10 protein-coding genes are annotated in these 12130 nt (G+C 67.4%); 8 read left to right on the top strand and 2 right to left on the bottom strand.

Features of this window, described 5'->3' with window-relative positions; all coding sequences use genetic code 11:
* Positions 1–285: 285 nt before the first annotated feature.
* Positions 286–807, bottom strand: a complete 522-nt coding sequence (locus OEJ36_RS27385) for an NUDIX hydrolase (protein ID WP_263404202.1) — start codon at positions 805–807, stop codon at positions 286–288.
* Positions 807–1874 (bottom strand): DUF2333 family protein, encoded by a 1068-nt coding sequence (locus OEJ36_RS27390; protein ID WP_021222373.1) that lies wholly within the window; start codon positions 1872–1874, stop codon positions 807–809. Before OEJ36_RS27390 ends, OEJ36_RS27385 begins: the two co-directional genes overlap by 1 nt.
* 300 nt (positions 1875–2174) lie before the next feature.
* On the opposite strand from OEJ36_RS27390, the gene OEJ36_RS27395 reads away from it, so the two are divergent.
* From OEJ36_RS27395 to prmA, 8 genes are all read left to right on the top strand, one after another.
* Positions 2175–3788: a PleD family two-component system response regulator gene (locus tag OEJ36_RS27395; protein ID WP_263404203.1), complete on the top strand. Its 1614-nt coding sequence runs from the start codon at positions 2175–2177 to the stop codon at positions 3786–3788.
* A 1487-nt stretch (positions 3789–5275) separates the two neighbouring features.
* A complete protein-coding gene (locus tag OEJ36_RS30750) occupies positions 5276–5863 on the top strand; it encodes a methyl-accepting chemotaxis protein (RefSeq protein WP_411861064.1) in 588 nt (195 codons plus the stop codon).
* A gap of 173 nt (positions 5864–6036) precedes the next feature.
* A complete protein-coding gene (locus OEJ36_RS27405) occupies positions 6037–7800 on the top strand; it encodes a protein-disulfide reductase DsbD (protein ID WP_263404205.1) in 1764 nt (587 codons plus the stop codon).
* 119 nt (positions 7801–7919) lie between these two features.
* A complete protein-coding gene (gene aroQ / locus OEJ36_RS27410; RefSeq protein ID WP_021222377.1) occupies positions 7920–8363 on the top strand; it encodes a type II 3-dehydroquinate dehydratase in 444 nt (147 codons plus the stop codon).
* Positions 8364–8388: 25 nt separating this feature from the next.
* A complete protein-coding gene (gene accB / locus OEJ36_RS27415; protein ID WP_263404206.1) occupies positions 8389–8853 on the top strand; it encodes an acetyl-CoA carboxylase biotin carboxyl carrier protein in 465 nt (154 codons plus the stop codon).
* Positions 8854–8870: 17 nt separating this feature from the next.
* Positions 8871–10214, top strand: a complete 1344-nt coding sequence (gene accC / locus OEJ36_RS27420; RefSeq protein ID WP_021222379.1) for an acetyl-CoA carboxylase biotin carboxylase subunit — start codon at positions 8871–8873, stop codon at positions 10212–10214.
* A 62-nt stretch (positions 10215–10276) separates the two neighbouring features.
* Positions 10277–11134 (top strand): EI24 domain-containing protein, encoded by an 858-nt coding sequence (locus OEJ36_RS27425; RefSeq protein ID WP_263404207.1) that lies wholly within the window; start codon positions 10277–10279, stop codon positions 11132–11134.
* A gap of 92 nt (positions 11135–11226) precedes the next feature.
* Positions 11227–12105 (top strand): 50S ribosomal protein L11 methyltransferase, encoded by an 879-nt coding sequence (prmA, locus tag OEJ36_RS27430; protein ID WP_263404208.1) that lies wholly within the window; start codon positions 11227–11229, stop codon positions 12103–12105.
* Positions 12106–12130 lie beyond the last annotated feature (25 nt).

A 12130-nucleotide genomic window follows, 5' to 3' on the forward strand; every position in this document is an offset into this window, starting at 1 on the left:
CATTCGGCGCGAATGCTAAGTACGAAATTGCGCCATTGATCGACAGAATAGCGACCTTCCTGCCTCGCTGTGCAGCATCCCGCACGAAAGGGTCCGGAATATCGCACAAACCCGCGCCTGGCGCGGGTTCGGCAGGGGAAAATGGGGTGCCCACAGGTTGGCATCGAGCGAGAGCGGTGGGCTGAAGCCCACCCTACGGCCAGCGAGAGCACTTCTGGTAACCGGAAGCGCCGATCGGTGGATGAGAAGAGCGTCATCCACTCAAGGCATACCGTCGTGCTTGGGTCAGGTGTCGAGGTAGAGCTGCAGGGCGCGCTGGGAGTCGGGGCAGCAGGGCTGCAGGGCAGCGGCTTCTGCCAGGTCGATGAAACGGGCTTCGAGCACCTCTTCCGGCTGCAGCCGCAGCGGTGCATCGGAAACGGCGGAAAACACCGCGCACCACAGGCGGTTGCCCGGCTCGTCGAAGAAGAAGCGCCCGTGCTCCACCAGCGGTACGCCGGCGATGCCCAGTTCCTCTTCCAGCTCGCGCTCGGCGGATTCGGCGTAGCCCTCCCCGGCGGCGACCATGCCGCCGGCGGCAAGGTCCCAGTAGCCGGGGTACACGGCCTTGCTCAAGGAGCGGCGGTGCACGCAGAGGCGCCCGGCGGAATCGAAGAGGAGGATGAAGGTGCCACGACCGATCAGGCCGCGCTCACGCAGCTCGGCCCGAGGCAGTTCGCCGAGCAGGCCATCGGCCTCGTCGACCCAGGCGATGCGCTCGGCATCGGAGGCGGCACGGTGCGCCGCCTCGCGTTCGCTGATGGCCATCAACCCTGCTCAAGCAACTGGCGCAGGTCGATGATGGCGGCGTTGGCGCGGGAGATGTAGTTGGCCATCACCAGGGAGTGGTTGGCCAGCACGCCAAAGCCGCTGCCGTTGAGCACCATGGGGCTCCACAGCGGTTCCTGGGCGGCTTCCAGCTCACGGATGATCTGCCGCACGCTGATGGTGGCGTTCTTCTTCGCCAGCACGTCGGCGAAGTCCACTTCGATGGCACGCAGGATGTGCGACAGCGCCCAGGCCTGGCCACGGGCTTCGTAGAAGACGTTGTCGATCTGCAGCCAGGGCGTCTCGACGATCTCCTCGCTGACCTTGGGCACCACGCCTTCCTGGGCTTCCAGGGCCTTCACGTCGGTGTTCAGGCGCACCCGGCCAACGCTGGCGGAGAGGCGCTGGGACAGCGAACCGAGGCGCGTGGCGACGTCGCCCAGCCAGTTGTTGAGGTTGTCGGCGCGGGTATAGAACTGCGCGGAGGACTGGTTCGGGTCGGAGAGACGGGCCAGGTAGCGGTCCAGGGCGCGGATGCCTTCCTGGTACTCGGTTTCCGATGCCGGCAGGGCCCAGCTCTTGTTGTCGAAGTTGAAGCGCGGCTCGGCACGGGCCAGGTCGACGTCTTCGGTGGACTGCGACTGCGAACGGGCGAAGTCCTTGCGCAGGGCTCGGGACAGGTCGCGGACCTGCACCAGCACGCCGTATTCCCAGCTGGGCATGTTGTCCAGCCAGAGGCCGGGCGGGGCGAGGTCGTTGGAGAGGTAGCCACCGGGCTTGTCGAGCAGGGTCTGGCCGACCTGCTTGAGGGTTTCGACCGTGGTGTAGCCGGTCACCAGCTTGCGCTGGGCACGCTCGGCGGCGGCCTGGGCGTTCTGCTGCACCGGGAACAGCCCGGGCTCCTGGCTCCAGTACCAACCCACGATGATCGCACCCACCAGGTAGAGGCCCAGCAGCGCACCGAGGGCGCGGCTCAGCCAGATTCCGCCCAGGTAGCTGCGCACGTCATCCACCGAATCATCGACGCGATCTCGTGCCTGACCCGCACGCTTCTTCCAGTCCAGCATGGCTATGTCCTTAAACTCGTTCAGCTCGGCAGTTTCGACAGCAACCTGCGAGGAGGGTGCCATCCGGCTCTGCACTATAAGTGAAGAGCCCGGCCTTGCCAGCGACAAATGGCCAAACCAAGAGTGGGCCGCAACCTGAGACGGGGCGCACAGCGCAACTGTGACCCAATGGTTCTCCGTGAAAAAATACTGGCGTCATTAGATCGGCGGTACTAGCGTACGCACAATCAGGTGCTAGCATAGCGCCACCATTCTGACCGCCCCCTTAAAGTCCTGCGGTCGAGCATTAGAAGCAACGTCATGACCGAGCATGAAGATCCGAGCCGCGATCGCCTCAAGAATCACTTCGCACAGCGGGTGATCCACCAGGCGCGCCATCTTCTGGAAGTCTGGCAACGTCTGCAGCGCGCCGAGTGGACCAGCGCCGACCTGGCCGAGCTGACCGAGGCCAACGGCTACCTGCTGCGCTATGCGGAACGCTTCGAACAACCCGAACACACCCAGCTGGCCCAGGGCATCAAGCACTGCCTGGAAGCCATCAAGGCCAACCGCGGCCGTCTTTCCAGCGACCTGATCACCGAGCTCAGCCAACTGATGCAGCGTTTGTCGCGCACCGGCCTGCGCCACGGCGACCAACTGGAACAGACCTTCCTGCCGCCCCTGCGCAAGCCGGTGTACCTGGCCCTGCAGGACCAGGAGCGGGCCCAGCGCCTGGCCCAGCAGATGGACTTCTTCGGCCTCTACGTACAGACCTGCGACAGCGCCAATGCCTTCCGTGCCGCCATGGCCGAGCGCCATCCGGCCGCCATCGTCATGGAAGTGGATTTCGCCGGTCGCGGCCTGGGACTGGAGCTGGCCCTGGAGGCGCAGAAAGGCCTGGAGCACAAGCTGCCGGTGCTGTTCTTCAGCCATGAGGAAACCGATACGCCGACCCGCCTGGCCGCCGTGCGCGCCGGGGGCCAGGAGTACTTCACCGGTGCCCTGGATGCCTCCAGCCTGCTGGAGAAGATCGAGACCCTGACCCGCACCGCCCATTACGAGCCTTATCGGGTGCTGATCGTCGACGACTCCAAGGCCCAGGCGATGCACACCGAAATGGTGCTCAACAGCGCCGGCATCGTCACCCAGGCCATCACCGAGCCGGCCCTGGCCATGGGCGCGCTGGCCGAGTTCCAGCCGGACCTGATCATCCTCGACATGTACATGCCCGAGTGCCTGGGCACCGAGTTGGCCAAGGTGATCCGCCAGCACGAGCGCTACGTCAGCGTGCCGATCATCTACCTCTCCGCCGAGGACGACCTGGACAAGCAGCTGGATGCGATGAGCGAGGGTGGCGACGACTTCCTCACCAAGCCGATCAAGCCGCGCCACCTGATCGCCACGGTACGCAACCGCGCCAAGCGCGCCCGCAGCCTCAAGGCGCGGATGGTGCGTGACAGCCTCACCGGGCTGTTCAACCACACCCACACCCTGCAACTGCTGGAAGACGCCCGCTCCCGTGCACGCCGCGACGGTCGCCCGCTGACCTTCGCCATGATCGACATCGACCACTTCAAGAAGGTCAACGACACCTACGGCCACCCCATGGGCGACCGGGTGATCAAGAGCCTGGCGCTGTTCCTCAAGCAACGCCTGCGCAAGACCGACCATATCGGGCGCTACGGCGGCGAGGAGTTCGCCATCGTCCTGCCCGATACCGACCTGCAGGCCGCCCACCGCGTGCTGGACGAAATCCGCCGGCGCTTCGCCGAGATCCACTACCCGGCGCAGCCCCACGACCTGTCCTGCACCTTCAGCGCCGGCATCGCCGAGCTGCGCGACGACCTCGACAGCAACGCCCTCTCCAAGCAGGCCGACGAAGCGCTCTATCGCGCCAAGCACGGCGGTCGCAACCGCGTCGAACTGTTCACCTGAGGCCGACCGGCGGGCGTGACGCAGTTCACGCTGTCATCAGGTTGAAACCGAACCGCAATATCTTTCAGGGCCTGTCCGTTATGTAGTCGGTCGAGGCCCCGATGCGCCTGAAACAGCTCACCAATCTCAACACCCTGCTGCTTGTAACCGTCTGCCTGGCCCTGGGCGTGACCCTCTGGTGGTCGCAACGTGCCCTGGAGCGTCCCTACCAGGTGATGGAGCAGTACATGGACCTGGCCCAGCGCTTCCAGCGTGACGTCAGCGCCAACATCGAAGCCTACCTCGGCAGTGGCGACGCCCTGCGCCACAGCGCCGCCACCCAGAGCCTGGACGAACTGGACCAGCGCATGGCCCAGCTGCCGCCGCAACTGGCCACCACCCTGCGCGCCAGCATCGACGACCTGCGCGCCTTCAGCCGCGACCAGCTGCTGGCCGCCGGCAAGCTGGCCGGCGATCCCCAGGGCCTGCTGCTGCAGGCCGAACGCGAGATCGACGGCGCCCTGGAACAGCTGGCCCGCTACGCCGACGAAGGCGACCCCACCCAGGCCGCCGAATACCGCAAGCCCCTGCTGGCCGCTGCCCAGCACCTGACCCGCCTGGCCCACGCCCGGGTCAAGCTGGTGGAGAGCGGCCGCGACGAACTGGCCGCCGACGTCGAGCGCGAACTGGCCGCCCTGAGCATGGAATCCGCGCGCCTCGACGCCCTGCCGCTGCTGGGCGTGGCCGATGCCTCCAGCTCCGCCTCCGATGATTTCGCCGCGATGATGGGCCTGGCCGCCACCGAAGCCGCGACCGAGACGAAGCAGGCCGAGGATCGCGGCATCGCCCTCAAGCGCGACCTGGCCAGCCTGCTCAAGCGCTACCCAGCCGAACTGCAGCGCACCCGCCAGCTGATCACCAGCCGCGCCGAACTGGCTGGCACCACCCGCGCCCGCCTCGATGCCCTGCGCCAGGCCCTGGCCGCGCTGGAGCCGCTGGTGCGCTCCGAGCACGGCCGTATCCAGGGTGAAGTGCGGGTGATCCAGGGGCTGATGATCGGCCTGATCCTGCTCATCGCCCTGGCCGTGGACCGCATCCAGCGCAACCTCACCCGCGTACTCGGGCGCCTGGTGCAGTCCCTTTCCGCCTGGGCCGCCGGCGACTTCAGCAAACCCATCGAGCTGGATTCGAAAATCGACGACCTGCGCGGCATCGAACAGTCCCTGAGCCGTCTACGTGCCTACCTGGGCGAGCTGGTGGGCACCATCCGCCACCATGCCGAGCAGGTGGCCGGCAGCAGCAATACCCTGGCCGACCTCAATGGCGGCCTGCACGCCGGGGCCGAGCGCCAGGCCGGCGGCACCGCGCAGATCCGCGACGCCCTGGGCGAACTGGAAGCGACCATCCAGCAGGTGGCGGGCGACGCCAGCCAGGCCGCCGCTGCCAGCCACGACGCCGGGCGCGCCGTGGAGCAGGGCCAGCGCATCATCGGCCAGAGCCTGGAAGGCATGCACAGCCTGGTCAGCGAGGTGCAGGGCAACGCCATCGCCATCGAGCGCCTGGCCCAGGAGTCCGCCACCATCGAAAGCGTGCTGGTGGTGATCCGCGGCATCGCCGAACAGACCAACCTGCTGGCCCTCAATGCCGCCATCGAGGCCGCCCGTGCCGGCGAGCAGGGCCGGGGCTTCGCCGTGGTCGCCGACGAAGTGCGCACCCTGGCGCAACGCACCGCCGGTGCCACCGGCGAGATCCAGGAGCTGATCGGCCGCCTGCAGACCGCCGCCCACCAGTCGGTGCAGGGCATGCGCGCCCAGGTGGAGCATGCCGAGGCCACCGCCAGCCGCGCCGCCGCTGCCGATGGCGCATTGGACGAGATAGTCGCGGCCATCCGCACCATCGCCGAAACCGCCGGGCAGATCGCCGAAGCCACCGCCAACCAGAGCGGCGCGGTGACCGAGATCCGTGGCTACAGCGAAGAGATCCATCAGCTCGGCGACGACAACCTGCAGCGTATCGGCCGCAGCCGCGACCAGGGCGAACAGCTGCTGCAACTGGGCGGCGACCTGACCCGCGCCGTGCAAGCCTTCCGCGTCTGACCCCTGCGGCGACGTGTCGCGCCCGGCAGCGGCGAAGCGCGTCGCCGCCGGCCGGGCACGGCCGCCGCGCCACGACCACCCGGGCAGCCGAGAAAACCGCTTACAGGATCAGCGCTGCATGGCGGCGGCCGGCTCCGCTATCATGCCCGGCACCTTCGCCTGCCGAGATTTCCATGCGCCGTCTGCTGACCCTGATCCTGCTGCTGGTCGCCCTGCCCGCCAGCGCCGGGCTGCTGGATAACCGCCCTAGCTCCACCCTCGGAGCCGCGCTGAACAACAGCAAGGACTTCCTCCCCGTACGCGAGGCCTTCCGCCTCAGCCTGGTGGACAGCTCGCCGACCTCGATCAAGCTGCGTTTCGCCAACGCCGAGGGTTACTACCTCTACAAGCACCGCTTCCAGTTCCGCACCGAGCCGGCGGACATCGCCCTGGGCGACGCGCAGCTGCCGGCCGGCAAGCACAAGACCGACGAATACTTCGGCGACGTGGAGGTGTACTACGAAGTCCTCGACGTCGACCTGCCGCTGAACAACCCGTCCAAGCGCCCCTTCAAGCTGCTGGTGACCTACCAGGGCTGCGCCGACAAGGGCCTGTGCTACCCGCCGGAGACCGAAACCCTGCAGATCGGCGACGCCCCGGCGGCGCTGGACGGCGCGATCCCATCCGAGGGCAAGGGCTGGAGCTGGCACGAGCTGGCGCTGTTCTTCCTCGCCGGACTCGGCCTGACCTTCACCCCCTGCGTGCTGCCGATGCTGCCGATCCTGTCCGGCGTGGTGCTGCGCGGCCAGGTGGGCGGCAGCCGCGGCCTGGTGCTGTCGCTGGCCTATGTGCTGCCCATGGCTGCCTGCTTCGCCGTGCTCGGCGCGCTGATGGGCGTGTTCGGCGCCGAACTCAACCTGCAGGCCCGCCTGCAATCGGCCTGGGTGCTGGTGCCCTTCGCCGCCTTCTTCGCCGTGTTCGCTTTGGCCATGTTCGGCCTCTACGAGCTGCGCCTGCCGCAATTCATCAGCGGCCCGCTGGATCGCCTGGCCGGCAATACCCGCGGCGGCTCGATCTGGGGCGCGGCGGCATTGGGGGTGTTCTCCAGCCTGCTGGTCTCGCCCTGCGTGTCGGCACCCCTGGCCGGCGCCCTCCTCTATATAAGCGCCAGCGGCGACGCCCTGGGCGGCGGGCTCAAGCTGTTCGTCCTCGGCCTCGGCATGGGCGCGCCCCTGGTGCTGTTCGCCGTGGGCGGCGGCACGCTGCTGCCGAAGTCCGGCAACTGGATGGTCGCGGTGCGCAATGCCTTCGGCGTGCTGCTGCTGGCCGTCTCGGTGTGGCTGCTGGAACGCGTGCTGCCGGGCCCGCTGTCCCTGGCCCTGTGGGGCCTGCTGGCCGGCGGCGTGGCGCTGTTCCTCGGCGCCCTGGAGTTCACCCCGAAAACCGCCCGCCAGCGCCTGGCGCAACTGGCCGGGCTGGTGCTGCTGGTCTACGCGGTGGCCGCCTGGACCGGCGCCCTCAAGGGCGAGTCGGACCCGCTGCGCCCCCTGGGCCGCCCGGGCGCTGCAGCCGTCACCGCCAGCACCGCCGGTGCCTGGCAGACCATCACCACCCCGGCCGAGCTGGCCGCCGCCCAGGCCGAAGCCAAGGCCGCCGGCAAGCCGCTGCTGCTGGATTGGTACGCCGACTGGTGCATCAGCTGCAAGGTGATCGAGCGCGAAGTGCTGACCGCCCCCGAGGTGGCCAGCCAACTGGGCGCCTACCACCTGGTGCGCTTCGACATGACCGCGAGCACGCCCGAGCAGCGCGCACTGCTGGACCGCTACAAGCTGTTCGGCCCGCCTGCCATCCTGTTCTTCGCCCCCAATGGTGACGAATGGTCGGAATCGCGTGTCGTAGGTGAGATCACCGCGACGGACTTCGCCGCCAAGCTGCAAGGCGCTGCCCAGCGGCTCTGAGCCGATTTTCACAAATCTGCCGCAAACTACGGGCATCGTGTCGACTACTACCGGCATGTGGACAGCCTCTCGGGCTTTCCTGCATAGTCCCGCCTGGCCCCCAATAAGGAAGACATCGCATGGCCACCCTGCTCGTCCTGCACGGCCCCAACCTCAACCTGCTGGGCACCCGCGAACCCGACAAGTACGGCGCCACCACCCTGGCCGAAATCAACCAGGACCTGGAGCGCAGAGCCCGCGAGGCGGGGCATCACCTGCTTTATCTGCAGAGCAATGCCGAGTACGAACTGATCGATCGCATCCATGCCGCACGCAACGAAGGCGTGGACTTCATCCTGATCAATCCCGCCGCTTTCACGCATACAAGTGTCGCCCTACGTGACGCGTTGCTCGCAGTGAGCATCCCATTCATCGAAGTGCACCTCTCCAACGTGCACAAGCGAGAACCTTTCCGCCATCACTCCTACTTCTCCGACGTTGCGGTGGGAGTGATTTGCGGTCTGGGTGCCACCGGCTACCGCCTGGCCCTGGACGCGGCGCTAGAACACCTTGAACGCCCCTGACCTCACCCTTGGGAGTTGATAATTAATGGATATCCGTAAAGTCAAAAAACTGATCGAGCTGCTGGAAGAATCCGGTATCGACGAGCTGGAGATCCGCGAGGGCGAAGAGTCCGTGCGCATCAGCCGCCACAGCAAGCAGGCCGCCATGGCCCAGCCGATCTACGCCGCCGCGCCGATGGCCGCTCCGGCCCCGGCTCCGGTAGCCGCCCCCGCAGCGCCTGCCGCGGAAGCCGCTCCGGTCGCCAAGAAACTCAACGGCACCGTGGTGCGCTCGCCGATGGTCGGCACCTTCTACCGCGCCGCCTCGCCCACCTCGGCGAACTTCGCCGAAGTCGGCCAGACCGTTAAGAAGGGCGACATCCTGTGCATCGTCGAAGCGATGAAGATGATGAACCACATCGAGGCCGAAGCCAGCGGCGTGATCGAATCCATCCTCGTGGAGAACGGCCAGCCGGTTGAGTACGACCAACCGCTGTTCACCATCGTCTGAACCGCGGAGAGCCTGTGATGCTGGAAAAAGTCCTGATCGCCAACCGTGGCGAGATCGCCCTGCGCATCCTGCGCGCCTGCAAGGAGCTGGGCATCAAGACGGTGGCGGTGCACTCGACGGCTGACCGCGAGCTGATGCACCTGTCCCTGGCCGACGAGACCGTCTGCATCGGTCCGGCCCCGGCTGCCCTGTCCTACCTGAACATCCCGGCGATCATCAGTGCCGCCGAAGTCACCGGCGCCACGGCGATCCACCCGGGTTACGGCTTCCTCGCCGAGAACGCCGACTTCGCCGAGCAGGTGGAGAACTCCGGCTTCGCCTTCATCGGCCCCAAGGCCGACACCATCCGCCTGATGGGTGACAAGGTGTCCGCCAAGGACGCCATGAAGAAATCCGGCGTGCCGACCGTCCCGGGCTCCGACGGCCCGCTGCCGGAAGACGAAGCCACCGCCCTGGCCATCGCCGAGGAAGTGGGTTACCCGGTGATCATCAAGGCCGCCGGTGGCGGTGGTGGTCGCGGCATGCGCGTGGTGCACAGCGCCGACGAGCTGATCAAGTCGGCCAAGCTGACCCGTACCGAAGCCGGCGCGGCGTTCGGCAACTCCATGGTCTACCTGGAGAAGTTCCTCACCAACCCGCGTCACGTGGAAGTGCAGGTGCTCTCCGACGGCCAGGGCAACGCCATCCACCTCGGCGACCGCGACTGCTCCCTGCAGCGTCGTCACCAGAAGGTGCTGGAAGAAGCCCCAGCCCCCGGCATCGACGAGAAGGCCCGTGCCGAAGTGCTGGCCCGCTGCGTCCAGGCCTGCGTCGAGATCGGCTACCGCGGTGCCGGCACCTTCGAGTTCCTCTACGAGAACGGCCACTTCTACTTCATCGAGATGAACACCCGCGTCCAGGTCGAGCACCCGGTCACCGAGATGGTCACCGGCATCGACATCGTCAAGGAGATGCTCAGCATCGCCGCGGGCAACAAGCTGTCGATCAAGCAGGAGGACGTGGTCATCCGTGGTCACGCCCTGGAATGCCGGATCAACGCCGAAGACCCGGACAACTTCATGCCCAGCCCCGGCAAGGTGCAGTATTACCATGCACCCGGTGGCAATGGCGTGCGGGTCGATTCGCACCTGTACAGCGGCTATTCGGTTCCGCCGAACTACGACTCGCTGATCGGCAAGCTGATCACCTACGGCAAGGACCGCGACGAGGCCATGGCGCGCATGCGCAACGCCCTCGATGAGCTGGTGGTGGACGGGATCAAGACCAACATCCCGCTGCACCGCGACCTCACCCGCGACAAGGGTTTCCGCAAGGGGGGCGTGAACATTCACTACCTCGAGCACAAACTGGGCAAGAAGTAAGCCCGGCAACCCTGGAAGGGCCGCATAATGCGGCCCTTCTGCATTTCACGCGAAGGATCGCCATGTCCCTGAAGTCCCGCATCCTCGCCATCGGCCCGGCCTTCGGCGAAGCCTTCATCTGCCTCGGCCTGGCCCTGCGTTCCAGCCTGCGCCCGGGCATCCTGCTGCGCTCCTCCGGCCTCTGCCTGCTGACGGCGCTGTTCTGGAGCTGGGTCTTCTACGCCCATATCGAAATCATCCTCAAGGTCGCCGGGCTGCTGTCGATCTTCGTCATCTCCGGCGCTGCCATGCTCGGGCTCATCCCCAGCCTCGCCGGGGGCCCGGCCACCCTCAGCGGCATGGCCGGCATCGCCCCGGCCATGGGCCTGATACTGGTGTATTCCGCCTTCCTGGCCCTGGCCATGGTCGGCGTGCTGTTCGTCGCCGCCATCGTCATCAGCATCCGCCTGGCCCTGCGCTGGGTGTTGATGGGCAGCCTGCGCGAGCGCGCCCTCAAGCCCTACCCGGGCCTGGCCTCGCGCAACCCGGCGGCCAGCGACCTGCTGCGCGCCGGCCGTTATCACCTCGGCCCCTGGCTGGGCATCGGCCTGGGCCCGCTGCTGTGCCTGGCGGTGCCGGTGATCAACGGCGTGCTGCTGATCATCCTGCTGGCCTACCTCAACGTGCGCTTCCTGGTGCCCGCCGCGCTGTCGGGCCTGGCCAGCGGCGCCGAGCAGATGCAGGCGGTGCGCCGCCAGCGCGGCGCCATGATCGCCTTCGGCCTGCTGATCCTGATGCTGGCGCTGGTGCCTGTGCTCAACCTGCTGCTACCGGCTCTGCTCGGCGCCGGCACCTGCCACCTCGCCTATCGCGGCCTGGACCGCCCGGAACGCCCGGCTGGCGTGGCATCAGAGCCTCAAGTAAGCTTGCCCGCCCCATGAGGCGCCTCTAAAAACTACCTGCGTTGCAATCGCCCAGGTTTTTAAAGGTGCCCATCAGGGTTCACATATTCACGCCGCATCGAGGTTCCGCCATGCCCTGGTTACAAGTCCGTCTCGCCATCACCCCGGATCAGGCGGAAACCTATGAAGATGCACTGCTGGAAGTCGGCGCCGTCTCCGTGACCTTCATGGACGCCGAAGACCAGCCGATCTTCGAGCCCGACCTCGGCACCACCCCGCTCTGGTCCAACACCCACCTGCTGGCGCTGTTCGAAGCCGACACCGACGAAACCAACCTGGTCGCCCACCTGGAACTGCTCACCGGCGGCGCGCTGCCCGAGCACCAGATCGAGCGCATCGAGGACCAGGACTGGGAGCGCAGCTGGATGGACAACTTCCAGCCCATGCGCTTCGGCCGCCGCCTGTGGATCGTGCCCAGTTGGCACGAAGCCCCGGAGCCGGACGCGGTGAACCTGCTGCTGGACCCGGGCCTGGCCTTCGGCACCGGCACCCACCCGACCACCGCGCTGTGCCTGGAATGGCTGGACGGCCAGGAGCTGAACGGCTGCGAGCTGATCGACTTCGGCTGCGGCTCGGGCATCCTCGCCATCGCCGGCCTGCTGCTCGGCGCGCGCCAGGCGGTAGGCACCGACATCGACCCGCAAGCCCTGGAAGCCTCCCGCGACAACGCCTCGCGCAATGGCATCGACCCGGCCCTGTTCCCGGTCTACCTGCCCGCCGACATGCCGCAACAGCAGGCGGACGTGGTGGTGGCCAACATCCTCGCCGGCCCGCTGGTGTCCCTGGCGCCGCAGATCACCGCGCTGGTCAAGGCCGGTGGCCGCCTGGCACTGTCCGGCATCCTCGCCGAGCAGGCCGAGGAAGTCCGCGCCGCCTATGCCGACGCTTTCGTGCTCGACCCCACCGCCGACAAGGACGGCTGGGTGCGCATCAGCGGTGTACGTCGCTGAGCCACGCCCCATGAGCAGACCCGCG

The sequence above is a fragment of the Pseudomonas sp. PDM13 genome, assembly GCF_025685765.1.
GTDB lineage: Bacteria > Pseudomonadota > Gammaproteobacteria > Pseudomonadales > Pseudomonadaceae > Metapseudomonas > Metapseudomonas solani.

What these genes read in the sequence shown, in the direction of transcription:
- OEJ36_RS27385 (WP_263404202.1), bottom strand. Translation starts at nt 807, where the DNA reads ATGGCCATCAGCGAACGCGAGGCGGCGCACCGTGCCGCCTCCGATGCC.
- OEJ36_RS27390 (WP_021222373.1), bottom strand. Translation starts at nt 1,874, where the DNA reads ATGCTGGACTGGAAGAAGCGTGCGGGTCAGGCACGAGATCGCGTCGAT.
- OEJ36_RS27395 (WP_263404203.1), top strand. Translation starts at nt 2,175, where the DNA reads ATGACCGAGCATGAAGATCCGAGCCGCGATCGCCTCAAGAATCACTTC.
- OEJ36_RS30750 (WP_411861064.1), top strand. Translation starts at nt 5,276, where the DNA reads ATGCACAGCCTGGTCAGCGAGGTGCAGGGCAACGCCATCGCCATCGAG.
- OEJ36_RS27405 (WP_263404205.1), top strand. Translation starts at nt 6,037, where the DNA reads ATGCGCCGTCTGCTGACCCTGATCCTGCTGCTGGTCGCCCTGCCCGCC.
- aroQ (WP_021222377.1), top strand. Translation starts at nt 7,920, where the DNA reads ATGGCCACCCTGCTCGTCCTGCACGGCCCCAACCTCAACCTGCTGGGC.
- accB (WP_263404206.1), top strand. Translation starts at nt 8,389, where the DNA reads ATGGATATCCGTAAAGTCAAAAAACTGATCGAGCTGCTGGAAGAATCC.
- accC (WP_021222379.1), top strand. Translation starts at nt 8,871, where the DNA reads ATGCTGGAAAAAGTCCTGATCGCCAACCGTGGCGAGATCGCCCTGCGC.
- OEJ36_RS27425 (WP_263404207.1), top strand. Translation starts at nt 10,277, where the DNA reads ATGTCCCTGAAGTCCCGCATCCTCGCCATCGGCCCGGCCTTCGGCGAA.
- prmA (WP_263404208.1), top strand. Translation starts at nt 11,227, where the DNA reads ATGCCCTGGTTACAAGTCCGTCTCGCCATCACCCCGGATCAGGCGGAA.